The organism is Desulfobulbus rhabdoformis (assembly GCF_016919065.1).
Lineage (GTDB): Bacteria > Desulfobacterota > Desulfobulbia > Desulfobulbales > Desulfobulbaceae > Desulfobulbus > Desulfobulbus rhabdoformis.
This window is the reverse complement of sequence record NZ_JAFFQA010000019.1, coordinates 37,535-62,609: the sequence shown is the minus strand read 5'-3', so window position 1 is coordinate 62,609 and position 25,075 is coordinate 37,535. Positions and strand designations below refer to the sequence as shown.

General features: G+C 50.9%; 16 protein-coding genes and 1 tRNA gene. 13 read left to right on the top strand and 4 right to left on the bottom strand.

Features of this window, described 5'->3' with window-relative positions; all coding sequences use genetic code 11:
• Positions 1-296: 296 nt before the first annotated feature.
• From JWJ90_RS11535 to JWJ90_RS11515, 5 genes are all read left to right on the top strand, one after another.
• A complete protein-coding gene (locus JWJ90_RS11535; RefSeq protein ID WP_205227377.1) occupies positions 297-1,649 on the top strand; it encodes a sigma-54-dependent transcriptional regulator in 1,353 nt (450 codons plus the stop codon).
• A 287-nt stretch (positions 1,650-1,936) separates the two neighbouring features.
• Entirely contained in the window at positions 1,937-2,158 is a 222-nt protein-coding gene (locus JWJ90_RS11530; RefSeq protein WP_205227376.1) for an Os1348 family NHLP clan protein, read from the top strand.
• Positions 2,159-2,186: 28 nt separating this feature from the next.
• Entirely contained in the window at positions 2,187-5,063 is a 2,877-nt protein-coding gene (locus tag JWJ90_RS11525) for a bifunctional diguanylate cyclase/phosphodiesterase (protein ID WP_205227375.1), read from the top strand.
• 168 nt (positions 5,064-5,231) lie between these two features.
• On the top strand, positions 5,232-7,232 hold the full coding sequence (locus tag JWJ90_RS11520) for a methyl-accepting chemotaxis protein (RefSeq protein WP_205227374.1): 2,001 nt from the start codon (positions 5,232-5,234) through the stop codon (positions 7,230-7,232).
• Between the two features lie 98 nt (positions 7,233-7,330).
• Positions 7,331-10,135 (top strand): PAS domain S-box protein, encoded by a 2,805-nt coding sequence (locus tag JWJ90_RS11515; protein ID WP_205227373.1) that lies wholly within the window; start codon positions 7,331-7,333, stop codon positions 10,133-10,135.
• A gap of 63 nt (positions 10,136-10,198) precedes the next feature.
• On the opposite strand, the gene JWJ90_RS11510 is transcribed toward JWJ90_RS11515, so the two are convergent.
• The 4 genes from JWJ90_RS11510 to JWJ90_RS11495 form a co-directional block, all read right to left on the bottom strand.
• Entirely contained in the window at positions 10,199-11,584 is a 1,386-nt protein-coding gene (locus JWJ90_RS11510; RefSeq protein WP_205227372.1) for a DUF3999 domain-containing protein, read from the bottom strand.
• A complete protein-coding gene (locus JWJ90_RS11505) occupies positions 11,574-14,216 on the bottom strand; it encodes a DUF2339 domain-containing protein (RefSeq protein ID WP_205227371.1) in 2,643 nt (880 codons plus the stop codon). Before JWJ90_RS11505 ends, JWJ90_RS11510 begins: the two co-directional genes overlap by 11 nt.
• A gap of 151 nt (positions 14,217-14,367) precedes the next feature.
• Positions 14,368-15,414, bottom strand: coding sequence for a cytochrome-c peroxidase (locus JWJ90_RS11500; protein ID WP_205227370.1), 1,047 nt, complete (start codon positions 15,412-15,414; stop codon positions 14,368-14,370).
• 330 nt (positions 15,415-15,744) lie between these two features.
• The gene (locus tag JWJ90_RS11495; RefSeq protein WP_205227369.1) at positions 15,745-17,307 is read right to left on the bottom strand and encodes a sensor domain-containing diguanylate cyclase; all 1,563 of its coding nucleotides are present in this window, start codon (positions 17,305-17,307) and stop codon (positions 15,745-15,747) included.
• Positions 17,308-17,694: 387 nt separating this feature from the next.
• On the opposite strand from JWJ90_RS11495, the gene JWJ90_RS11490 reads away from it, so the two are divergent.
• The 8 genes from JWJ90_RS11490 (at position 17,695) to JWJ90_RS11455 (ending at position 25,021) form a co-directional block, all read left to right on the top strand.
• A tRNA-Val gene (locus JWJ90_RS11490) sits at positions 17,695-17,769 on the top strand.
• A 63-nt stretch (positions 17,770-17,832) separates the two neighbouring features.
• A complete protein-coding gene (thrS, locus tag JWJ90_RS11485) occupies positions 17,833-19,758 on the top strand; it encodes a threonine--tRNA ligase (protein ID WP_205227368.1) in 1,926 nt (641 codons plus the stop codon).
• Positions 19,755-20,336 carry a translation initiation factor IF-3 gene (gene infC, locus JWJ90_RS11480; protein WP_338032323.1) on the top strand — a complete coding sequence of 194 codons (582 nt, stop codon included), beginning with the start codon at positions 19,755-19,757 and terminating at the stop codon, positions 20,334-20,336. Before thrS ends, infC begins: the two co-directional genes overlap by 4 nt.
• Before the next feature lie 72 nt (positions 20,337-20,408).
• On the top strand, positions 20,409-20,606 hold the full coding sequence (gene rpmI / locus JWJ90_RS11475) for a 50S ribosomal protein L35 (protein WP_205227367.1): 198 nt from the start codon (positions 20,409-20,411) through the stop codon (positions 20,604-20,606).
• A gap of 102 nt (positions 20,607-20,708) precedes the next feature.
• On the top strand, positions 20,709-21,062 hold the full coding sequence (gene rplT, locus JWJ90_RS11470) for a 50S ribosomal protein L20 (protein ID WP_205227366.1): 354 nt from the start codon (positions 20,709-20,711) through the stop codon (positions 21,060-21,062).
• Between the two features lie 19 nt (positions 21,063-21,081).
• A complete protein-coding gene (gene pheS, locus JWJ90_RS11465) occupies positions 21,082-22,095 on the top strand; it encodes a phenylalanine--tRNA ligase subunit alpha (RefSeq protein ID WP_205227365.1) in 1,014 nt (337 codons plus the stop codon).
• Positions 22,096-22,280: 185 nt separating this feature from the next.
• Complete coding sequence (gene pheT, locus JWJ90_RS11460; protein WP_205227364.1) at positions 22,281-24,728, top strand: phenylalanine--tRNA ligase subunit beta; 2,448 nt, start codon at positions 22,281-22,283, stop codon at positions 24,726-24,728.
• Positions 24,725-25,021: an integration host factor subunit alpha gene (locus JWJ90_RS11455; RefSeq protein WP_205227363.1), complete on the top strand. Its 297-nt coding sequence runs from the start codon at positions 24,725-24,727 to the stop codon at positions 25,019-25,021. The genes pheT and JWJ90_RS11455 overlap by 4 nt, the downstream gene beginning before the upstream one ends.
• Positions 25,022-25,075: the final 54 nt, after the last annotated feature.

The following is a 25,075-nucleotide window of genomic DNA, read 5'->3' as shown; positions in this document are numbered from 1 at the left end:
GAAAATCTTGAATATACGTATTCAAGATATCCTCATGACTCAAGACACCCTTACCTATTGTGATGAACTGATTTTTTGTCCCGCTCTCTTGGGAGGGGCCATTAACCATGGCAGCGGAAAGCTGTGTGCAGCAAGTAAAGGGAATCTTGAATAATTGCTTTTTCTTCCAATCTCTGCGTCATGCTGAAAATTTTATCCTCGGAATATCAACTATATGCCTGCGGTAAAATTGTCAGCAATCCTTGACCTTGATTGAAAAATCTAATTATTCAAGACACCCTAAAGGATAGGCATTTATGAGCCCAGCCAGAATACTGATTGTCGATGACAAGACAAGTTTTCGCTTTCTCCTCAACAATTACCTGCAGGATGCTGGCTACAAGACCGCCTGCGCTGAAAACGGCAGTGTTGCTCTTAAAATCATGCAGCAACAGAGAGTCGACCTGATCCTCTCTGACCTGGTTATGCCTGAGCTGGATGGCTTTTCCCTTCTGGCCGAGGTGCAGAATCGATTTCCGGAGTTACCCTTTGTGGTTGTCACCGCCCACGGAAGCGTTGAGTCTGCTGTCCAGGCGATGAAGCAGGGGGCGGACGATTATTTACTCAAACCCATAATCAGCGAGGAACTTCTGCTCACTGTTGCCCGAAGCCTTGAAGGGGCACGATTACGTCAGCGCTGCGATCAGATCGAGGGATACTATAAGCAGCAGTTCAGTTTTGAAAGTATCAAGACCGTCTCACCGGCCATGGGGGCGGTATTGCAGGCGGCCAGACAGGTAGCCACCTTTGCAGAGACCACAGTGAGTATTTTGGGAGAATCCGGCTCAGGGAAAGAGGTGCTTGCGCGAGCTATTCATGCGGCGTCCGGCTGTTCTCCTGCGACCTTTGTTCCGGTCAATTGTGCAGCCATACCCGAAAATTTGTTGGAAAGTGAACTCTTTGGCCATGTGAAGGGCGCCTTTACCGGCGCGGAAGCCGCGCGTGAAGGCAAATGTGCCCGTGCGGGCGGTGGTACCCTTTTTCTCGATGAAATCGGCGACATGCCCTCTCTCCTCCAGGCTAAGCTGCTACGGTTGCTCGAGGAAAAGGTGTATGAGCAATTAGGCTCAGATCAGGCCCATAAGGCTGATTTTCGTGTGATAGTCGCAACCCATCGAGACCTTAAAGAGTTGTCCCATACGGGACAGTTCCGTTCTGACCTGTTTTTTAGACTCAATGTATTTCCACTTTATATTCCACCACTTCGCGAGCGAAAAGAGGATATTCCGGCCTTGGCGGAACATTTTCTCGCCTCTTTCCGCCAGCATCAGGGAAAACCGCTCCCTGGACTCTCCCGGTCAGCCCTGGATTTCCTTTTGGCCCATGACTGGCCTGGAAATGTGCGTGAACTGCGCAATCGTCTGGAATACGCGACTATTATTACCAATGGTGAGTTGATTCAACCTCAGCATCTTCGTCTTCAACAGGCTGAAAATACATCATTTCTACCTGAGCAGTCCAGGCTCTCCCTGCATTTTGACTTTAGTCCTGAAGAGTTTTCTTTAGAGGCGGTTCATGATCGGCTCAAAGAGTGGTCACTCAAACAGAGCGGCAACAATAAATCAGCCGCTGCTCGTCTTCTGAAAACCACGCGAAAATTTTTTTATTAGACTTGAATAAATTGTCCCCAGAGGGACAACTTGTTCTCCTGGGGACATTTTTCGTTTTTTTCGTTTTTGTAATAAATTGAAATTAAAGACAAAAATACGTGGCATGTATTCTGCTATCCTTGTTAGGAATGAGGCATGGTGAGATTTTCTCTGAATACGTGAAGGCAGGTGAAGCTGAACGACTACAAGTGTTTTTTTGTAAAATCTGTATCGCATGAATAGGGCAAGTTGTAGAGTGACCACCCGCCGTCACGGATGCAGGATTTTTTTAAGTGGGAAGGAGGAATATGTCGCAGCAAGGTGTGGAATATTGTCTTGGCCGACTTCTGACTGACGAGCAGTTTCGGCGTTTGGCCAGCCGCTCGCTTCCCGAGGCCTGTTACCAACTCGGCATTGAACTCACAGGACTGGAGCTTGAACTGCTGGCGCAGCTTGATGAAGAATTACTTCTGAAAATCTCCTCTCACCTTGATCGGGGATTAATCCGCACCGGGACTCTTGAAGGGTAAATTTTGGGGTCTAATGCTCGGAGCTACCATGTTTAATCAACTCCCCCCCATACTCAGGCCGTTGTTTTCCAGACGACGTTCGATCCGTTTTCATATTCTGAACCTTTTTTTCCTCTCAACCGCCCTTGTGATCATTATTACCGGGGTTGGTATTTATCATTTTGTCCACAGTACCATGCGGAACAATATGATGGAAAAGCTGGCCACCTCGACCTTGTCGGTGAAAGAGGTGGTGGAAAATGCGGCCAACCTTGCTATCCGCAACCATCTGCAGACAATTGCCCAGGTCAACATTGATACGCTGCGCTTTTTAGAAGGGCAGGTGCAGGTAGGCGCATTAAGCCGTGCTGAAGCACAAGATCAGGCGGAGCGCTTGTTTTTGCAACAACATATCGGTGATCAGGGGTATGTCTATGTGATCAACTCGCAAGGGCGCGTGAAGGTGCATCCCGCTGCTTCATTAATTGGTAAAGACATCTCTCACAGGTCGTTTATACGCCAACAGATTGCACGAAAATCCGGTTTGCTTGATTATACCTGGAAGAATCCTGGAGAAAGCTCCACCTCACCCAAGACCCTTGCTATGGCCTACTTCCAACCTTGGGACTGGATTGTTTCGGTGACCTGCTACCAGCACGAATTCAACTTCCTTGCCAGGGATTTGCGCAAAGGGCTCAATGCCCACCACTTTGGACGCACCGGCTATGCCTTTATTTTTAGTGGTTCAGGCGATGTGATCCAACATCCCTGGATGGTGGGAAATGTCAACACCATGGGGAATCCTGCCGCCAAGCGGTTATTCGAGCGTATGTTGGCGCAAAAAAATGGCCAGCTTGTGTACACCTGGAAGGATTCCTCCCAAGAAAAGCCGCAACGAAAAATTGTTTTTTTTAACTACATTCAAGAACTTGATTGGATTGTGGCCTCAACGGTTTATGAGGAGGAGTTTTTACAACCGCTGGCGCGTCTGAGCTGGATCATTGGCTTTATTATCCTCATCGCTCTTGTTTTAGTGCTTCCTCTGGGACTTACTCTGGGGAACCTGATTGCCAATCCTCTGGCACGATTAGCCGGTCAGATGGCGCAGGCTGTTGGCGGAGATCTGGATGTGCTGGCCGAAGAAGACGGTCTTGGGGAAATAGGTGAGTTAGGCCACCATTTTAACCGGTATATTTTGCGACTCTCTCAAGTCAATCAGGATTTACTTGAGGAAATCAGGGAACGCAAAGGGGCTGAAGAACAGCTGCTTCTTTATCGGAATGCGGTGGAACAGGCTCTGGAAGGTATCGTTATTACCGATGCTCAGGGAAATATCCTGACAATTAATCAGGCCTTTAGCGATATCACCCGCTATACCCCTGAAGATACGCTCGGCAAAAATGTGCGTATGTTCAAAAACAAGCGGCATGAAATCAGCTTTTATCTCCAACTGTTAAAAGAGCTGAAACAGACCGGGCGCTGGAGCGGTGAGAGCTGGAACTCTCGAAAAACAGGAGAGGACTTTCCTCAGATTTTAAGTATAAGCGCTATCCGCGATCAGGGAAACCGAGTCACCCATTATGTGGGGTTGTTTCATGACATTACCGAGTTAAAGCGGCAAAAAGAGCATATCGTTCACCAGGCCTACCATGACAGCCTGACCGGATTGCCCAATCGGCGCCTGGCTATGGATCGCATTGAGGTCTCCATTGCCCATGTTCGACGAGGGGGGACCCGACTCGTCGTGCTTATCCTGGACCTGGATAACTTTAAAAAAATCAACGACAGCCTCGGGCATGCCAGTGGAGATACCCTGCTGCTGCAGGTCACCAACCGGCTGGTGGCTCAGGTCCGGGAAGAAGATACCGTGGCTCGGCTTGGAGGGGATGAATTTTTACTGTTGATGGCAGCCATTACCTCCGAGGATGTGGTGCCCCCTCTTATTGAACGATTGCTTAAAAGTATGGCCGCCCCTTTTCAAGTGGATGGCCAGGAGGTTTTTGTCAGCGCCAGTATCGGCGCGGCCTTTTATCCAAACGACGGCAGTAACGCCGAAACCCTGATCAAACACGCCGACATCGCCATGTATCAGGCGAAATCTCAGGGGAAAAACAGCGCCTGCCTGTTTACCCCGGATTTAAGTGAACGGATTTCCTACCTGCGGGAGCTTGAAAATAATCTACGCCAGGCCGTGCAAAATAGGGAATTTACCGTTTTTTTTCAGCCCAAAGTCGACCCCTTTTCCGAACGTATAGTCGGCGCAGAGGCACTGGTGCGCTGGCAGCAGGCTGATGGATCGCTGGTTAGCCCGGCTGATTTTATTCCCCTAGCCGAGGAAACCGGTCTGATTATCCCACTTGGAGAACTGGTTCTGGAGCAGACCTGTCGCTTTTTAAGCGCGCTCAACGCAGCGAAGGGACCTGCTCTGATACTCTCTGTGAATCTTTCGTCCCAGCAGTTTGTCCAGGAGAACCTGGTGGAACGAATCCTCGATATTCTCCAGACATTCAACCTGCCCAGCAGCCAGCTTGAGCTGGAGATTACGGAAACTGCGATGATGAAAAACCTGGCCAAAACCATCGACACCCTCAACGAGTTGGTCGGCCATGGGTTTGCCATTGCCATTGATGATTTCGGCACGGGATATTCCTCGCTTTCCTACCTCAAACGTTTTCCCATTAAAACCCTGAAAATTGATCGTTCGTTTATTCGCGACATCACCGAAGACCCCTCGGATGCGCAACTGGTGGAGACCATCATTCTTATGGCCCACAATCTTGGTATTCCCGTGGTTGCCGAAGGTGTGGAGACAGCGGACCAGCTTGCCTGGCTCAAACGCTGTGGTTGTGAGCAAATCCAGGGATTTTATTACAGCAAGCCTTTAAATTCAGAAGATTTTTTAGCTTATCTTTCCGATTTCAGTTAAGTGAGAGACAATTCGGTCAGATTGGCCTCTGTACCCTTGTAGTTCAGCATCATGTTGTATTTCTGTACCAGATTGTGGCGCGTTGACGACCGCCAAACCATGGAAGAAAGAAACTGATACCAGGAAGCCGGGAGCGCTTCTAATCCAGTTGAAACAAGGAGAACACCAATGAATTTTCGATCTATTAGCTTTCGTCTTATTGCAGGAGGATGTGTGGCAGTGGCCCTTCCTTTGTTGGTAGTGGGCTTTCTTGCTGTATCTAAATCTTCCCACTCGCTGAGCGAAACAGCGCGCAACAATGCCGCATCCCAGGCCAGTAATATGGCAGCGCTGGTTGAATCCACCCTCGATGCGCAGCTCAAGACCGCGGCTGCCCATGCGGTCGATACGAACATTCGCCTGATTGGAGAAAAGATTAAACGAGAGGGGCTGGCAGCTGCCAAGGATGATATTGCTGAGCTGCGCAAGCAGATGAAGGACCAGTTTAAACAACTTGATTCCAGCTACCTGGGTATCTTTGTCACCGATGAAAAAGGGTTCATGTATACCGGTGAGTTAGCCAGCGGCAAGGAGTACAAGGGGGTGAATCTTGCCGATATGAGCTATTTTCAAAAGGCCAAAACAAGCGGTAAACCCGTCGCCGGGGAGATCGTCCATTCAAAGGTAACCGGCGATGTTATCTATGTACTCTGTGCACCCATCACCTCTCTTTCCGGAGATTTTTTGGGAATTTTTGGCCTTTCTTTGCGGGCTGCGCCATTAACCCGTCATATATCTGATATCAAGGTGGGGAAAACCGGCTATGCCTTTATGTGCAACAGCAAGGGATTGATCATCGTCCACCCCAAAAAAGAGTTGGAAATGAAGCTTGATCTGACCTCGCTTAAGGATATGGCGTCCATAACCAAGTCAATGATGAATGGAGAGAGTGGCGCGCGATCCTATGTGTTTCGCGGCGTACCCAAAATTGCGGGATTTGCCCCGGTTCCCCTCAAAGGTTGGTCTGTTGCCGTTACCCAGGATAGGGATGAATTTCTCGCCGCCTCTCACTCCATCCGCAATTCAATTTTGGTGACCACCTTTGTGGCTGTGTTTGTGGTTTGTGCAGTCGTGCTGATGTTTTCCCGCTCCATTGTTCTCCCCCTGAAACGTGCTGTTGCCGGACTGCAGGATATTGCCCATGGAGAAGGAGATTTGACCATGCGCCTGCAGGTCAACTCTAAAGACGAGATAGGTGAGCTGGCCCAGTGGTTTAATACGTTTATTGAAAAGCTCCAGGGGATCATCGGTGACATCGCGGGGAATACCCGTTCCATTGATGCCTCTTCTACTGATCTTTCTAGAATCGCAACAGATCTCTCCAGCTCTTCCGAAGATACCTCCCAGAGGGCAGACTCTGTTGCTGCGGCCGCCGAAGAGATGACCACTAATCTGAATAATGTGGCAGCGGCCATGGAAGAGTCCACCACCAACACATCCATGGTGGCAAGCGCTGCCGAAGAGATGACCGCTACCATTGGTGAAATTGCCCATAACGTCCAGGAAGCCAACTCCATATCCCTGGCTGCTGTCGAGCAGGCAGGCTCCACCTCTGAGCGTATGGCAGAACTTGGGAAAGCGGCTCTGGCCATTGGCAAGGTGACGGAAACCATTACCGAGATCTCCGAGCAGACCAACCTGCTGGCTTTGAACGCCACCATAGAAGCGGCCCGTGCCGGTGAGGCTGGCAAGGGATTTGCCGTTGTAGCCAATGAGATAAAAGAGCTGGCCAAGCAGACAGCTACAGCGACCCAGGACATTAAAAAGCAGATTGAGGAGATGCAGCAGACAACCGATACAACCGTGGGCGAGATTAACCAGATCTCTCAGGTGATTAACAGCATCAATGAAATTGTCTCGGTCATATCCACGGCGGTGAGTGAGCAGAGTGCCGCCACCCAGGAGATCGCAGACAATATCGCCCAGGCCTCCCAAGGGATGTCGGAGGTCAATGAGAACGTCAACCAGAGCTCGGTGGTGGCAAGTTCCATCACCCAGGATATTGCTACGGTCAATTCGGCCTCAAGCGAGATCTCTTCCTCAAGTCATCAGGTGAAATCCAGTGCGGATGACCTCCAGCAGTTGGCAGCTACGTTGAAATCTATAGTCGATAATTTCAAGATCGATTGATAGCCTGATTTTATTTTCGTAGCCAGATCCGCTCTTGCAGGAATTTTTCTGCAAGAGCGATCATTTTTTTCGTCAACTCTGTGTGTTCCGAACCTGTCATGAAAATCACTACAAATACTCCCTTTCGATCTCTTCGGGGTGGCATTATGCCAGCCCTGGTCTGGTTCCTTCTCTGTTCTCTTGCTCTTGCTGTCAGTCTCCAGGCGGAAGCGCGGACCATGAAAAAAAAGGCGGAGCTGCAAGCCTCATTATTGGAAAAAAGTGAGGCTGGAGAACTCTCCAAAGAAGTAGCTTCCCTGCCGGTCGGCACCAACGTCAGTGAGTCTGTTCACCAACACTCCCGAACCGGTCAACTCTATCAGATTGGGGCTGTCGTTAAAGAGTTTCGCAGCACTGCGCTGCTTTTTCTGGCCATGCTGATTGCCAGCCTGGCCATGTTTCAGGGCAGGATTCTCCTTTTACGTCAAAGAAAAAAACTGGCAAAACAGGAGGAGACGTTTCTCTTGCTCAGAGAGCAGAAAAGAAGCCTCATGCAGAGTCCCTGGACCGGCCTGATTCTGGTGAACAACGACGCCCAGATTATCGAGCTCAATGCCAAGGCAAGCTTTCTGACAGGATGGAGCCAGGAGGAGGCTCAGGGGAAACCGGTCGCCGAAGTCATGACGCTGATCGATCAACGGGGAAATCTGTATTCTCCCATGCAGTGCACCCCGGCGGACTCTGAACAGCTGCCCATGCTGCTGACCAGAGCGGGAGAAGAGCTGCATATAGCCTTGGAAGTGGCCCCCTACGGGGAGCATTTGCCGACAACCGGGGGCTGGATTATACGGTTTCGAGATCAAAGTGATGTCCTGCGAGGGCAGCAGCGGGTGGAATCCAGGCTATTGCTGCGAGAATACTGTTATACCCATGGTATCACAGAGTTTTTGCATCGAGCCATTGAGGAACTGGCCCGACTGGTCGGCAGCTCCCGGGGGGTATGTTGTAGCCTGGAACCGCCCATTTATTCTGTGGCAGTGGAACAGCGTGAAAGCGAAAACCGGAACAGGGGATGGAGCTGGTACGATGCCGGTGCAGAGCCTATCTGTCGTCATATCCAATCCATGGCAGGAGGTTTTTCCACAGATGTGCAGGTCATTGATCCTTCCCAGGAAGAGGCTGTGGAGCAATCTGCAGAGAAAGCGCAAAAGCTGCCTCTGTATTTGGGAGAGCAGCGTGAGCTTCTTTTGCCCCTGGTCCGTGCTGGCCGCCTGGTGGCGGTGATTGCTCTTGCAGACAAAGGACGTCCGTACTCTCGAGCTGATATCGACACCGTGGTGGAGCTGGGCGAGTACATCTGGCGTCTTGTCGAACAGAAACATATGGAAGAAGATCTGCTGGCCAGTGAACGGCGGTATCGTAGTCTGTACAGCAGCATGATGGACGCTTTTGTGGTGACGGATTTGAAAGGCCGTATTCGTGAGTGCAACCAGGCCTATGCAGATATGGTTGGCTTGAGTCCCGAGGCAGTCAAAGGGCGTATCGCCCGGGATTTTACACCGGAGAAGTGGCAACAGTATGAGTACGAGCATGTGCGCAAACAACTGATGCATGGCGGCTGTTCTGAACTCTATGAAAAAGAGTATCGCCATCAGGATGGTCACACCTTTCCCGTTGAATTGCGGACCTACCTCCTGGTCAATAACGAGGGGCAACCCGAGGGCATGTCTGCGGTTGTGCGTGATATCAGGCAACGGAAACAAGTGCAGGCAGAGCGCGAAAAACTCAGAGACCACCTCAACCTGGCGAAGAAACTTGAATCGGTTGGCCAACTTGCTGGCGGCGTGGCCCATGATTTCAATAATATGCTCGGCGTGATTATCGGTTTTGCCGAATTGGCTCAACGCAGAATGGATCTGCCGGAACCCCTTGATATGTACCTGCAGGAGATAACCACCGCTGCCAAGCGTTCAGCCGATGTCACCCGGCAGCTGCTCACCTTTGCCCGACAGCAGACCATCGCCCCCAAAGTATTGGAACTCAATACCACCTTGGATGAAAGGCTTTCCATGCTGCGCCAATTAATCGGTGAAAAAATTGAGTTATGCTGGCAACCGGAGAAGAATGTCTGGCCTATAAAAATGGATCTCTCACAGCTTGATCAGATTCTGGTCAACCTGGTTGTCAACGCACGGGATGCCATCAATGGGGTGGGAATAGTGACCCTGGAAATAACACGGGCCTCGTTTGACGAGACAAACCCAGCACCCGAGGGCGGATTACCCCCTGGTGATTATGTGGTTCTGGCCGTCAGTGATACGGGCAGTGGCATTGATAGCGTGATAGCGGATAGAATTTTTGAGCCGTTTTTTACCACCAAGGCCCAGGGACAGGGAACCGGGCTTGGACTGGCCACGGTGTATGGCATTGTTCAGCAAAATCATGGGGTTGTTCGTGTGCAAAGCGAAGTTGACGGGGGCTCCACCTTTCGTGTGTATCTGCCTCGTTATACGGGAGAGGGCGAGGAAGAGATGGGAGAAGAACGTGTAGCGCTTGCCATCGGACAGGGAGAGCTGGTGCTGGTGGTGGAGGAGGAGCCTGCCATGCTCAGTTTACATCAGACCATATTAGAGCAGCTCAATTACAAGGTATTGACGGCGAAAAATCCTGATCAGGCATTGAAGCTGGCTCAAAAACACAGGGAGTCGATTGATCTGGTTCTTCTTGACCAGCCCAAGACAAATGAACGTGAGCTTGCGCGCAAGATTGGCGAACTCTGCCCTCAAGGTCGCGTTGTTTTTCTGTCTGCTAACGGTGCGGATGCTCGTCACCATGCAACGAACATGGACTTCGGTGCCACGGTACTGAGCAAACCCTTCTCTGTGGCAGAACTGGCCCAGCATATACGTGCGGTGCTTCAATAGCCACCTCATTGTCTGCAGCGATTTTCCTCTGGATCCATAAGGTATCAGGGGGCCAGGTGGGTATTAACCTTTTCGTCTGTTCATCTCTCTGGAAACAGTCCAGGCCATGAACCCAAGGATGAGAACTCCGGCAATGAGGACTCCCCAGAGCAATATGCGTTGCCAGTCAATGGTCGCTGGCTGAGGCGTGAGTGCCTGCTCCCCGCCCAGGGTAAAGCGGGGCCCGGGAGTGACCGGGGTCAGTGGTGCCTGCTCGCCGTTTTGAGCCAGGGCATTCACCACCAGAGCAGCCTGGGTAATATCGATCTGCGCTCTACCACTGCTACCAAAGGCCAACGTGTACGGCCCGGGGCCGCGGCCCAAAAAGATGAGGGATTCAGGCCTCCAGCCCAGCGTCAGCTTTGGCAGGTAGTGTTTGGAGAGGGCGCTGCTTTGGGCCAAGCTCAGCCGCCAATACCTGTCGGTATTGAGACTGCAGGTTCGGAAATTACTGATCAGTTGACTCTTCCCCATATCCAACCGAAAGAAGTCCCCCCCTGCAACTCGTTGCCATGTGTCCTGCGGGGTGGGGCGTGATTCAATAATGACCCGGGCAAGTGAGTTTGCCAGGGGAAACTCAAGGTCCACCGCCTGGACTCCAAATCGGGCGGGATTCTCATAAGAAACGCGGTACCATCCCTGCTCTTCCTGAATACTTCCATCCATTAACGGAAACCATTGATACTGGTCCCCACTTTGGTTGGTTCCACTGAACGCTGTCACCTGTGTGAGGAGAAATGGTTCTTTACAGTCTCTGCAGGTCAGTCGCAGGTAGCGGCCTGTGATACCGGAAAGGGAGACATCCTGCCGCAGGACCTCTGCTCCCTGATAACTGAGCCTGGCAACAACTGCTTGAGGATTGATAAGCTGCCAGTGGCTTAAGTCGCTGCTTTGCGCAATTGCCAGCGTGTAGATCTGATTGGAGGCCGTTTGCTGCCAGTTGAGTACAAGCTTCAAAGCAGTGGCTTTGCTCTCGCTCAGGTCAAGGAGATAGGTGGAGCTCTTGCCAACAGGCAAGCTCCCCGAACCTTGAATGGAGAGAATGGTGCCGGCAGTATTGCGCTGAACCATCAGGGCGAGATTCTGGGTACTTGTGGGGATATCCTGGGGAAGAGGAAAAAAGGGAACGTTTGTCCGGGTGGGGTTGTTTTCCAGGGGAGCACGTTGTAACGCCTGGGGAACGACTTCTCCTGCTCCATTAAAAACCTGCAGGTCACTCTGATCGGCATAGTACAGCTTTTCGTAGATTCCAAGGGGCAGCTTGAGGGTGTAGAGGCCGTTGGGATCAGTGATAGGCAGGTGCATTCCATAAGCAAAATCAGAGGGAACTGGCGTGACAGCCCGCGCAACACAGAGAGGCAAGAGTGCGAGAGCAAGGAGAGAAAGAAGAAGGGTATTCTTAGGCTTCATGCGACTGTTCCTGATGAGCTTTGGGAGGCAGGGGGGCAAAATAACCAATAACAAGCATGAGTGCTCCCACGACCAAGAATGATATTATACGACCAATGGAACCCGTGCCCGAAAGATCGATCATAAAAAGTTTCCCCACAACCAGGGCTAAAAGGGCTGCACCGGTCAACCATATTTTGCGATTTTGCTTGCGTGCTGCAAAGATGGTCAGGGTCAGGGCCAGTAAACTCCAGAGTGCGGCTATTGCTGCCTGAAAGATTGACGAATCAAACAACTTGGCAGCAGAGTACCCTGTGGGGGTAAAACAATGTACAGTACGGCCGGTAACCACAGTTAACCAGACGAAACAGGTGAGTGCAGGGAAAACCAGTTGTCCTTTGGCGGTCAAGTGGCTGCTCCCCCGCAACCGGCGAACGAGTGCCAGCAGTAAGATGGCAAGGGACAAGAGATCCAAGGGATTGATCAGGGGAATATACGGGAGCGGGGCCGGGTTTCCGTCCAGAGCAAACGATCCGACAATCCAGAGGTAGAGGGCCATGAGGGGAATGTCGGTTGCCAGCCCCTGGTAGAGCTCTGAATAACGCTTTACCGGCCAGTTGAGCAGTTTTCCTTGAAACTCCAAAAGATAGAGGATGAGCACCGGCCCGGCAGCCCAGGCTGCCGCTGACCATGATGGGGCAAGGTCAACAACCAGGTGGGCGCGTTGAGAGCACTCGGTGGCTACAAGGAGAAGGATCAGCCAGAAGCTGCCGCAGTGGGAGAGCAGATGGGGAATTGGGGGAAAGTACAAGTCAAATTCTTTGAGCATACGGTATTGCAGGCAGATGGCTAAGAGCCATGCTCCTGCGGACCAACCTGTAAGGGGCGAAATTTGGCTTGAGAGCTGCGCCGCGAAGACCAGAAGCATCATTGGAAGGTGGAGCAGCAGGGCTGAGGTCAACAGTGACCACTGAATACGGCGGCACAGCAGGGCGAGAACAGCTGTTGTCAGCGAAGAGTATAAAAGAAAGACCGGTTGGACCTGAACCTGGTGTGCGTGCTGTTTAAGATCAACCAATCCTCCGGTGTACCACCAGATGAGCCCCCAGATAAGAAGCAGCAACGGAAGATGCCGCTCCCATCTTCGTGCCTGCTGCTCAAGTTTTGAAAACCAGTAAGCGGAAAGGAGCGCTGCCAAGGCTATCAATGCCGCTCCCATATATAATCGATTGGCAAGGGCGATGCTCTCTCCCCCCAGGGGGGGCTGATCAAAAAAGGCGAGTGCCGCTCCCAGTTGGAGGAGAAGACCAAAAAGTCGGGCTGCCACCCGTTTTTGTCGCACCCCAACCCAGATCATGGCTGCACCTTCAAGAGCCCAGCTGGCAGTGGTCCATTGCGGATCAAGGCCCAAAGGAATAGCGAGACTGACAAAGACAATCCCCAGGGCAAGGAAGGATTCGGTGAGCATACGCATACCGTCCCCAAGGCGATTCCAGAGCAGGCGGGCAAGGACGACATACCATCCCCCCAGTCCTAAAGCGCTCAATGCCAGGCCAAAGCGGTAGTCCTGGGTCAGATAAGCCTGAAGCGAACTGAAAACAATAGGCAGGCCAAAGACCAAGGGGCCATCAATAAAACCACGAAGTTTGAGTGGTTGCCGCAGTGCAAATAAAACGGCGATGATGGCGTACATAAGGAAAAATAAAAGAAGAAATGGCTCGGTGGTGGCAAAGAGCTCAGGTGTGTAGTGAGTGGCGGTCCAGAGGGAAAAGAGCCCAAAGGTAAAAAAGAGGCCAACGAGGTTGAGCTCCCTCCAGGCTTTGAACCAGGAGAGAGCGAGAATTCCGCAGTTCAGAAGGACATAGTAGCTAAAAAGCTGGATATGGCTGCCACTATCGCTTGCCATGAGGATGGGGGCGAGAAAGCCACCCAAGGAGGCAAAGACAGCCATACCTTTCGAATCCTGCAGCAGGGCGAGCATCCCGGAAAAGACAACCAGGCCGATCATGAGCGCGAGAGCCAGGCCAAAAGGGACAAGCGTATAATAGCGTGCAGCGGCAAAGATCACCAGATACAAAACACCTATACCACCGCCTTCAAGACCATGTCCGTAGAGTGGGTGATTGTGTTGGAGTCGCCAGCCCAGTGTGAGGAGGGTGAGGCCTCCCAAGGCCACACCGGCAAGACGTAGCTCGATGGGAAGAAGTTCCTGTTGGGCCGCATATTTAAGCAGAAAGCCTACCCCGAAAAAAAGAACCACCAGGCCAATCTTTAGCATCGGGTTGCCCCCTGTGATCCATTGCAGCACAGGAGCCAGAACTGTGCCGAAAGGGGAGGCGGGCTGCGTTGCGCTTGCCTTGGGATGAGGGGGCGGCGTTGGAGAGGGGACAAGTACAGGGCGAGGCTGTTGCGGTTGTTCTTTACTTTTTTCGTGCTGTGCTGTCGGCTCAGTTCGAGTGGTGCTGTCGTGGGACTGCATGAGGCGTGTGACTTGCCGTTCCAGCAGATCGACACGACGGCGAAGCCCCAGCACATTGAGTAGCAGAAAGGCCGCGAGGCCTGTGAAGAGAGCGTTGAGCAGCGAGTGGGGATAGACCGAGATACCGGCCAAGGCTGCAAGGGCGACAGCAAGAAGCACAAAGAACAGATGCATGTTTGACCTCGACAAGAAAAAGGCGGAGTGAGCTTATCTCACTCCGCCAAGCCATTATAATCCTACGCTGTTAAGTGGTCAAACCAACTTCTGGGGAACGCTCTGCATCCGAGGACAACCAGCTCTGTCACGGGGGGAGCAAGGCTCTGCGTCAGTCGAGTGCAGGTTTTATCGTTGTGTCCGTTGATGCCGGAAGAATCGGATACATAACCTGCGGCTGTTTCCCCGTAGTAGTGTGAAGAAAAATTACAATTTTATCAAGATCAGCATCCTGCATCTCAGATCCCAATTGGGAGTCGTTCATGATGGAAACAGCTTCCTTCAGATCCCACACCACACCGGAGTGAAAATATGGAGGGGTCAGGATTATATTTCGCAGCGACGGTGACTTGAAGGAGAAGGTATCTCCCTCCGCCTTGGTCACTTCGTAGCGCCCCTTGTCTCCTGCAATTATTTTTTCGCTTGGTTTGGTCACCACGCCAAATTCATGGTAACCATCTCCACCCATGTTGATGCCGGAATGACAGGAAATACAGCCATGGTCCATGAACAGTTGCAAGCCCTCTTTTTCCTCGGCATTGAGAGCCTGTACATCCCCTTTGAGAAAACGATCAAATTGGGAGTTCGGTGTGATCAGGGTCGCCTCAAAAACCTCTATCGCTTTGGCCATGTTGTCAAAGGTTACGGGATCGGCTTCTCCGGGAAACGAGCGTTTAAAAAGAGCCACATACTCAGGCATGCTGGATAAGGTTTTGACAACATTTTCCGGGGTGTTGTTCATCTCAACACCAGCCTGAATCGGCCCCTTGGCCTGTTCTGCGAGATCTTTGGCACGTCCATCCCAGAACTGAGCCAGATTAAAGACTGAATTCAACACGGTGGGAGCATTCCGTGGACCTTTTTGCCAACCGTGGCCAGTGGATGTTTCCTGAAAATCGTCACCACCCATGCCCACATTATGACAGGTGTTGCAGCTGATCAGACCACTGCGGGATAGACGGGGGTCAAAGTAGAGCATCTTGCCCAATTCAACTTTTTCAGGCGTTGCAGGATTTTCTTTAATAGATGGAGCCTGATCGGGAATAGGCTGGAATTCGAGTTGGGCATCCTTAAGAAGAGGGGAAGGCTCATTGGCAAGAGCCGTCAGAGGGGCGGCGAGAGAGAGGGCCAGAACGGCAGCAAGGTAGGTCCTTTTCATGGGAGGTCTCCTGTAAGTTGGTTGACGTTAATACGTGCTGCGAGCAATACGCTGTATTGAGTGTAGAAGTTAACAGGGAATGATTCCTGTTTACAAGGAGAAATTTTATTTTTGTCTGTAATATTCAGGGAATGAGCTGACTTTGTGGTACTTCAGATAGAGTGAATTTAGGGGTAACCACTCGGAACTATCTTGGGGATAAATGAATTATGTGAGAATTTTCCTGGTCAGAAAGAAAAACCTGAAGCTGACTCACCGATGAATAGCTCACGGATATACGGTGTGATTCATCTGAGAGGGAAAAAAAGAGGAAAGAGAGGAGGATGGGAGCTACATGCGAAGCCAATTGGTTCGGCTGAGATTATGAAAAGAAATAGCCTGATTTCGTCCCCGATTCTTTGCTTCATAGAGTGCGCGGTCGGCCTGGTCTATGCATTCATTGGCCGAAATGGCAGTTTCTGCAGGGAAAATCGTGGTTGCCCCAATGCTCAGTGTCACCTGGTAACAGGCTGAATCATTGGAAAAAGGATGTTCGGCAACCAGGCGACAAATTTTTTGGGCGACAGCAAGAGAACCATCAGCGCTGGTATCGGGGAGAACAAAGGTAAATTCCTCCCCTCCGTATCGCGCCATGAGGTCATAATCGCGGAGCATGGGGAGCACAGCCCTGCAGAGTTCTTTGAGTATGAAATCACCTGTTTGGTGCCCATATCGATCATTGAATTGCTTGAAATGATCAATGTCGGCAAGCAAAAGGGTGAGGGGAAGATTGTTTTCTTTGGCTCGGCGCAGTTCGGTACGGAGAAACGTTTGAAAATAGCGGTGATTATGAATTTCTGTCAACCCGTCAATATTGGCAAGTTGTTCAAGTTGATGGTTTTTCTCCGTGAGCTCAGCCGTGAGCTCTTCCAGGGAATTTTTGGCCTGTTGCAGTTCCCGGTTCATTTCCTCATAGCTGAGATGAAGAAGGCTGAGGCGAATGTTAGCCTCCTGAATAATTTCAGTGACTGACCGAACCGGCTCCATCTCGACCCCAAAAAATTGGGCTGATTTTGTCACTTTCTTATTTATGATTTTTAAAATATGGCCAATTTCTTCACTGGGAAGTCCAAGCATTTTACGTGCATCTTCCTCAAATTCCTCTTGCGCCTCTATGGGCATATTGGATTGAAATATACGGGCAAGCATCTCAGAGAGGTAGACGATCTTAACAGCGGAAGAGTTTCGGCAGTCTGCTCCCTCATATTGCGCCGGGGCGTGGTGATAACGAATAGCATCTACAATACTTTGAGGTAAGCACCAACATCGGGCCACCTCCGCACCGGAGACCGTATGGGCGAGTCCCAGATATTCTTCTTCAAGGCTTTCATCGGGCCTGGTGTTATCGATTTCCAGCTCCTCAAGGAGGGTGTCGTAGCGCTCTGGAAGCGTCAGGGCAAAGATGAGTTGGCCAATGTTTTGTAAAAGCCCCTGGGTGAACAGCTCTTCCGGATCAACCTCGCCAACGTACTGGCTGATAAGTCGTGCTGCTGCGGCACGAACAAGAGACAGTCTCCAGAAACCGTTCAGATCAAAGTACTTAAAAGTGTTCTCCTCTCCCATGGAAAGAAAGGTGAAGCTTAAGACGAGGCTACGCACAGCGTTGATTCCAAGGAGAGAGACTGCTTGTTGCACTGATCCAATCTGCTGTGGAAAATTATAAAAGGCAGAGTTCGCCACTTTAAGAATCTTGGTTGAGAGGGCGATGTCCTGAGAGATGAGGTGGATAACCTCGGCCACCTCGACCTCCTCCTGTGTGGTGAGCTCAAGAACTTTAGAGGCAACGACGGGGAGAGTGGGGAGGTCGGCAGAACTCAGAATGTTTTGCAATGTACGATTGAGTACTCGGGACATGTTCTGTTTAAACGAGTTAGAATAACCTGCCAGAAGAGAATAGTATAAAAAGTTATATATACCATAGCAACCAACCAAATGCTGTCTTCTTTTGAGACATTTTCCTGTTTCTGCAAGATAAACAAGGTTGAGCCTTCAGGAGGAACAAGAACGAGGAGGAGGGGGGAAAAGTGATATATTACTCCAGAGATAAAGATCCAGGAGAGAAAAGGATGAAAAAAGGGCACTTTATTCGACACGATGCCGAAAAAATACCGAAAAAATAGGAAAAGAGGGAATCCGTCCAGGTAATTTTTATTGACAGTCTCTATGTTTGCTGGTATTTCACTTGCGGTCTTTGGCAGCTTGCTGTATAAAGATCTTTCCAAATCGACAAATAAATGCTGTAGGCGCGTAGCTCAGTGGGAGAGCGCTACCTTGACGTGGTAGATGTCGTCGGTTCGACCCCGTCCGCGCCTACCAATTTTTTATAAAGGCTAGGATGCAGATTTATCTGCTCGTTAGCCTTTCCTTTTTACAGGCACAATGGCAGAAATTCAGGTATCCGTCCAAGATGGTGAAAGTAAGGCGTTTCCGCAAGGTGTGACTGTTGCCGAAGCGCTTAAAGAGCTGGTCTCAGGCAAGCAACGTAAACAATCCGTGGCTGTACGCAGCAATGGTCAACTGCTGGACCTATCGACCACTTTGGATGGGGATACAGTTATCGAACCTGTATCCATTCGTTCTGAAGAAGGGCTTGAGATTCTGCGTCATTCCACGGCCCATTTGATGGCGTTGGCAGTGAAGGAGCTCTATGGTGATGCGGTCAAGGTTGCCATTGGTCCAGCCATCGAAGATGGGTATTATTACGACTTTGATCGCGAGAAAGCCTTCTCAACCGAAGATTTCGAGGCAATCGAAGCCAAGATGACCGAATTGGTCAACGCACGGATTCCTTTCGAGCGACGTGAAGTGAGCCGTGAAGAGGCAATTAAGTTTTTCGAAGAGCTGGGCGAGGAATACAAGCTTGAGTTGCTCCGGGATATGGATGTTGACACGGTCAGCCTCTACACCCATGGAAAATTTGTCGACCTCTGTCGTGGGCCTCACGTGCCCGATGCCTCCTGGATAAAGGTTTTTAAGCTGTTGCGTGTGGCCGGGTCCTACTGGCGTGGCGACGAAACCCGCCCCATGTTGACCCGTATTTACGGAACTGCTTTTGCAGATAAGAAAGAGCTGAAGGCCTACCTTCAGCGTCTGGAAGAGGCGCGTAAACGAGATCATCGAAAACTCGGTAAGCAGCTGGGGCTGTTTACCATTCAGGATCAAATTGGCCCCGGGTTGATTTTATGGCAACCTCGTGGGGCCTTGTTGCGTCGATTGCTCGAGGATTACTGGAAAGACGAGCATTATAAAAACGGATACCAGCTTCTCTACACACCGCATATCGCACGGCAGGATCTGTGGAAGACCTCAGGTCACCTTGATTTCTATGGCGAGAATATGTATTCAGCCATGGAGATTGATGAGGTTGAGTATCAGCTCAAGCCGATGAACTGCCCATTTCACATCGGTGTGTACAAGGCTGATAAACACAGCTATCGCGAGTTTCCTATTCGCTGGTGCGAGTTAGGGACGGTGTATCGCTACGAGCGCACCGGTGCCTTGCACGGCTTGATGCGAGTGCGTGGTTTTACTCAGGATGATGCCCATATCTTCTGTCGTCCGGATCAGCTTGAAGAGGAAATCTTCAACATTATCGATCTGAACCTGCACATTCTGAAAACCTTTGGCTTTGATCAGTACGACGTCTATCTCTCCACCCGTCCTGAGAAATACGTCGGCTCTGACGAGCACTGGGAGCTCGCTACCGCGGCCTTGAAGCAGGCCTTGGATAAAAAAGAGCTCAACTATGAGATCGATCCTGGCGAAGGTGTCTTCTACGGGCCCAAGATCGATATCAAAATTAAAGATCAGATCGGTCGTTCCTGGCAGTGTTCCACCATCCAGGTCGACTTTAACCTGCCCGAGCGGTTCCAGATGGGGTATACTGGTGATGACGGAGCTGAACATCAGCCTATCATGATTCACCGGGCACTTATGGGGTCGCTGGAGCGGTTTATCGGCGTGCTCATTGAGCACTACGCCGGAGCATTTCCCCTGTGGCTTGCACCCGAGCAGGCACGGATCATGAACATCACCGATGATCAGGCCGAATACTGCGAGCAGGTGTATGCCAAGCTGAGAGCTCAGGGCGTGCGAATCGAAAAAGATTTGCGCAATGAAAAGCTCAACTACAAAATCCGTGAAGCACAGATGATGAAAGTCCCGTACATGCTTATTATTGGTGAGCGTGAAAAAGAAGAGGGCACCGTCACTGTGCGGCAAAAAGATGGAAAAAATTTGCCGGCTATGACTCCGGAGGCGTTTGTTGATCTTGTTATTGATGAGTGTCGCCGGCGTGATGCCTGATCACCACAACACCAACTGGAGGAACGAACATTAAGAAGCGAGGCGGCAGAAAACTTCCCCCCCAGCAGGAACTGAAGATTAAAGTCAATGAGGACATCAAATACAAAGAGATTCGCCTTATTGACGCTGATGGGACACAGCGTGGAATTATAAGCGTTAAAGCTGCGCTTGAAACTGCTCACGAGCAGGGGCTCGATCTGGTTGAGGTCTCCGATAAGGCTGACCCACCTGTTTGTCGTATCATGAACTACGACAAATTCCGCTACGAGTTGAAAAAGAAGCAGCAGGAAGCCAAAAAGAAACAAACCGTAATAGAGACCCGTGAGATTAAGTTCCGCCCCAAGACCGAGGAACATGATCTCAACTTCAAGATACGGAAGATCAAACAGTTTCTTGCGGAGAAAAATAAGGTCAAGGTGACCATGCGCTTCCGTGGTCGGGAAATTATTTATGCCCAGACCATCGGTTTGGAAGCTTTGAACAAAATTGCCGACACGCTGCGGGAAGACTGTGTAATCATCCAGGAACCCAAAATGGAAGGACGGCAACTCGTGATGTTCGTTGGACCAAAGGCCTAAAATTAGACATTGATTATAACCCCATGAGTTCCGGCTGGATATACGGCCGGCTAGATGTAAGGAGCGTATACCATGCCAAAAATGAAAACCAACCGAGGCGCTGCCAAACGGTTCAAAACCACCGGTTCCGGCCGAATTCGTCGTGCCAAGGCCTTTACCTCGCATATCCTCACCAAAAAATCAACCAAGCGTAAACGGAATCTGCGCAAGGCATCCCTGATTGCCGAGGTTGATGTAAAAGCAGTACGCAGAATGCTGCCGTACGCCTAAGGGCAGAAGAGGATACGGTTTTATAAATCTACCTTGATTGTTTGCCGCAGCTGCTTTTTAAGCGTCTGCGGTGTGACGAGTTTAGTTTGAACGGAGAAGAGAATGCCTCGTGTAACTCGCGGTTTTAAAGCACGCCGCAGAAGAAATAAAGTATTGTCCCTGGCTAAAGGTTTTCGTGGCGGCAAGCGTCGTTTGTTTAGAACCGCTACCGAAGCCGTTGATCGTGCACTGTGTTACGCCTACCGTGACCGTCGTGTTAAAAAACGGGAGTTCCGCGCACTGTGGATTTCTCGTATCAGCGCAGCTGCCAAACAGAACAACGTTAATTACAGCCGCTTGATTAACGGCATGAGCAAAAATTCCATTGAGCTTGATCGGAAAGTGCTCTCCAACCTGGCCATTGTCGATCCTAACGCCTTCACTGAAGTGGTGAAAGCTTCCGGACTGGCTTCCTGATCCCATCACGGACTGCCCTATGGAAAGCGAGCTGCTTAGGCTCAAGCAAGAAGCAGGCGAGGCCCTGGATACGGTCAAGGACTCCGCAGGTCTTGAAGCCTTTCGTATCCAGTACCTTGGTCGCAAAGGGGGACTTCTGACCGGAGTCATGCGCCAGTTAAAATCTGTCGCACCGGAGGATCGCCCACGGCTTGGTCAACTGGCCAATGAAATCAAGCAGGGGGTGGAACTGCGTTTTGAAGAAATGAAAACGCAGCTTGGTGGCGGCATGCAGAGTGCTGCTGCCGGAGCCACCGACTACAGCCTGCCTGGACGCTATCTTCCCTTCGGTAAACTGCACCCTGTGACCCAGGTCATGGAGGAAATCTGCTCTATCTTCGAGGGGCTTGGTTTTGCTGTTGCTGAAGGACCGGATGTCGAAAGCGACTACTACAACTTTGAAGCGCTGAACATTCCGCCGCATCACCCGGCCCGTGACATGCATGACACCTTTTACGTCACGGATTCGATTCTGCTGCGTACGCACACCTCGCCTATGCAGGCCAGGATCATGGAAAATCAGGAGCCTCCTCTGCGCTACATTGCTCCGGGTAAGGTCTACCGTTGCGACTCCGATATCACGCACACGCCCATGTTCCATCAGGTCGAGGGCTTTCTCGTGGATAAGGATGTCTCCTTTGCGGATCTCAAGGGAGTGCTAACCGCCTTCACCCATAAGATGTTTGAGCGTGATCTGGCTCTTCGCTTTCGTCCCAGCTTTTTTCCTTTTACCGAACCCAGTGCCGAGGTCGATATCGCCTGTGTTATCTGTGGCGGCTCCGGTTGCCGGGTTTGTAAACGCACAGGGTGGCTGGAAATTCTCGGATCAGGACTCATTGATCCTGAGGTCCTGAAAATGGTCGGTTATGATCCGGATGTCTACTCCGGGTTTGCTTTTGGGCTCGGCGTTGAGCGCATTGCCATGCTCAAGTACGGTATCGACGATATCCGTTTATACTACGAAAACGACCTCCGGTTCCTTTCCCAGTTCTAATAGTTCCTCTCCTTGAGCCTCATTGCGAGTGTTCAGGTGAGATGATGGTCAAACGAGGTAAACCACACCGGAAAAGCATGTCTCCGGTGTGGTTTTTTCGTGTTCGGCCTCTGTCTTTTTCGTCGTTCGTATGGGATTAAGTCCCGTCTTTCAAAACGATAACGCTGTTTGCAGGATACACTCACATGAAATTCACACTCAGCTGGCTCAATCAGTTCGTCTCCACGCAAGGGGTTACGTCAACCCAGATTTCTGACCGCCTGACCATGCTTGGTCTGGAAGTTGACAGCGTTGAGGAATTGTTTGCCGATCTCGCCTTTATTACCACTGCTCGCGTTACGGAAGTCAGTAAGCATCCGGATGCCGACAAACTGAGCGTCTGCACCGTTGACAACGGTGAGGAGACTGTGCAGATTGTCTGCGGTGCGCCCAATGTGCACGCGGGCATGGTCACCGCTCTTGCCAAACCGGGTGTCAAACTGCCCGATGGCACCAAGATCAAAAAATCCAAAATGCGCGGGGTCGCCTCCCACGGCATGCTCTGTTCCTCTCGTGAACTGGGCATAGACGGTGATCATTCAGGCATTATGGAGCTGGACGCGGCCTTGACAGCCGGTATTCCGCTTATCGATGCTCTCTCCATGCGCGATACGGTGATTGAAGTCGACCTGACCCCCAACCGTCCTGACTGTGCCTCTGTGCGTGGTATTGCCCGCGAGGTAGCAAGTTTTGTCGGGGGGCCCTTGCAGCCGCTTGTTGCCGATATCACCCCTTTGACCGGTCAGAATGTAGATTATGAGGTGGTGATCGACGATGCTGAACTTTGCCCACGTTACACAGCCCGCAAACTGAAAAACGTCAAAATCGGCCCTGCACCCGAATGGATGCAGCAACGCTTAAGTGCCGTAGGGATGCGCCCCATCAATAACATCGTTGATATCACCAACTATGTTATGCTGGAGTCTGGCCAACCCCTGCACGCCTTTGATTTTGAAACCCTGCGCGGCAAAAAGATTGTTGTCCGTGGTCCTAAGACCGGTGAAACTGAACTGGTGACTTTGGATGCCAACAAGCGTACCCTTGATGAGGATATGCTGTTGATCTGTGATGCCGAACGTCCGGTTGCCCTTGCCGGTGTCATGGGTGGGTTGGATACGGAGATCACCGAACAAAGTACGACCATCCTTTTAGAATCCGCCTGTTTTAACCCGGTTTCCATACGTCGCACAGCGCGTAAGCTGGGTATCCCCTCAGAGGCCTCCTATCGCTTTGAACGTGGTGTCGATCCTAACCTTGCGGATAAGGCGCTTGAGCGTGCGGTCAACCTCATGGTTGAATACGCAGCTGCCGAACCTGAATCTGGTGGGCTTGATATCTATCCCGGTCAAAAAGAACTCATTACCCTGCAACTGCGCCTGGAACGTGTTAATCGTCTGCTCGGAATTGATCTGAGTCTGAACCAGGTGGCAGCCTATCTCGAGTCCATCGAATTCGCGACTAAAGAACTTGATGCCCAAACTTTAGAAGTGCAGGTTCCCAGTTTCCGTATCGATATCGAGCGCGAAATTGACCTGGTTGAAGAGGTTGCCCGTCTGGTCGGATATAACGAAATCCCGACCTCGCAACCCTTCATTCGCATGGATTATCCCAAGCGTGATGCAATGCGGACCCTACGTCAGGAGACGGCCGCCTTGATGACCGCCCAAGGATTCTTTGAGGCGATCAATTATAGTTTTGTCAGCGAGGCGCATCTTGACCTCTGCCAGATCTCCGAAGGTGACGAACGCAGGCAGCTCACACGTTTGTTGAATCCACTGACTGAAGAGCAGGCGGTCATGCGCTCCATGCTCTTGCCTGGACTGCTTGAAAATGTATGCCGGAATATCAATTTTCAGCAGCCGGATATTCGCCTTTTTGAAATCGGCAAGGTTTTTACCCAAAAGCAGGAAGGCGAGTTACCAGAGGAGCGAATGTACCTCTGTGCTGTACTCAGTGGATTACGCTATCCCCAGGCTGAATCACTTCATTTTTCCGAGCAAAAGGGTGATTTTTTTGATATTAAGGGGCTCGCTGTAAATCTACTGCAAACCCTGCGCATTGACGAGGGCGCTCCCGGATCAATGTTCACCTATGCACCGGAAACCCTGCAGCCTTACTGCGACCCACAGCAGGCCCTGGTTCTCAGTCCGCAGAAGACTGTCATCGGTACTCTGGGGGCTGTTCATCCCAAGACCTTGAAAGGATTTGACATCAAGCAGCCGGTTTACTTTTTGGAAATTGATCTTGATCAACTCCTGAAAATTAAACGGGCACCAAAGCAGTTTCATCCCCTGCCCAAGTATCCCACTGTGAAACGGGATATCAGCCTGGTCGTTCCGGATGGAGTGCCCGCTGGTGATCTGCTACAGGCAATTCGCAAGCAGTCGCAAAAATACCTTGAGTCCGCTGAGATTTTTGATGTATATCGTGGCAAATCCATAGAGGCAGGTCATAAGAGCGTCGCACTTGGCCTGACCTATCGTTCGGCCACCGCCACACTCGACGATAAAACCGTTGATAAAGCACATCAAAAAATAGTGAAAAAATTAATGGCAGATTTTAATGCCCGTTATCGTGAAGGATCAGAAGTATGAAGAAAAAAAATGTAACCCGCAAAGAATTAGCCATTTCCGTTAACGAAAAATTGGGTGTCTCCCAGCGTAATGCTGCTGAGATAGTGGATACAGTATTCGCGACCATGAAGAATACCATGGTTGCTGGCGAATCCATCAAACTGGTTCAGTTTGGTACGCTGACTGTGCGCGACAAGTCGCCCCGCCGTGGACGTAACCCACGTACTGGTGAGTCCATGACCATTACCAAGCGTCAGATGGTTTCCTTTCGTCCCAGTAAGCGACTGCGTGAGCGTTTGAACGCCTGCGAATAAGCCGATAACAAAACCTACGACCAAGCATTTGATGGTACAGCAGTGAGGGGCAAA

Bases quoted from the DNA above. Each gene is read 5' to 3' on its own strand.
- JWJ90_RS11515 (WP_205227373.1), top strand. From the start codon at position 7,331: ATGAAAATCACTACAAATACTCCCTTTCGATCTCTTCGGGGTGGCATT.
- pheT (WP_205227364.1), top strand. From the start codon at position 22,281: ATGAAATTCACACTCAGCTGGCTCAATCAGTTCGTCTCCACGCAAGGG.
- JWJ90_RS11510 (WP_205227372.1), bottom strand. From the start codon at position 11,584: ATGAAGCCTAAGAATACCCTTCTTCTTTCTCTCCTTGCTCTCGCACTC.
- thrS (WP_205227368.1), top strand. From the start codon at position 17,833: ATGGCAGAAATTCAGGTATCCGTCCAAGATGGTGAAAGTAAGGCGTTT.
- JWJ90_RS11520 (WP_205227374.1), top strand. From the start codon at position 5,232: ATGAATTTTCGATCTATTAGCTTTCGTCTTATTGCAGGAGGATGTGTG.
- JWJ90_RS11500 (WP_205227370.1), bottom strand. From the start codon at position 15,414: ATGAAAAGGACCTACCTTGCTGCCGTTCTGGCCCTCTCTCTCGCCGCC.
- JWJ90_RS11495 (WP_205227369.1), bottom strand. From the start codon at position 17,307: ATGTCCCGAGTACTCAATCGTACATTGCAAAACATTCTGAGTTCTGCC.
- JWJ90_RS11525 (WP_205227375.1), top strand. From the start codon at position 2,187: ATGTTTAATCAACTCCCCCCCATACTCAGGCCGTTGTTTTCCAGACGA.
- JWJ90_RS11455 (WP_205227363.1), top strand. From the start codon at position 24,725: ATGAAGAAAAAAAATGTAACCCGCAAAGAATTAGCCATTTCCGTTAAC.
- JWJ90_RS11530 (WP_205227376.1), top strand. From the start codon at position 1,937: ATGTCGCAGCAAGGTGTGGAATATTGTCTTGGCCGACTTCTGACTGAC.
- JWJ90_RS11505 (WP_205227371.1), bottom strand. From the start codon at position 14,216: ATGCATCTGTTCTTTGTGCTTCTTGCTGTCGCCCTTGCAGCCTTGGCC.
- pheS (WP_205227365.1), top strand. From the start codon at position 21,082: ATGGAAAGCGAGCTGCTTAGGCTCAAGCAAGAAGCAGGCGAGGCCCTG.
- rpmI (WP_205227367.1), top strand. From the start codon at position 20,409: ATGCCAAAAATGAAAACCAACCGAGGCGCTGCCAAACGGTTCAAAACC.
- JWJ90_RS11535 (WP_205227377.1), top strand. From the start codon at position 297: ATGAGCCCAGCCAGAATACTGATTGTCGATGACAAGACAAGTTTTCGC.
- rplT (WP_205227366.1), top strand. From the start codon at position 20,709: ATGCCTCGTGTAACTCGCGGTTTTAAAGCACGCCGCAGAAGAAATAAA.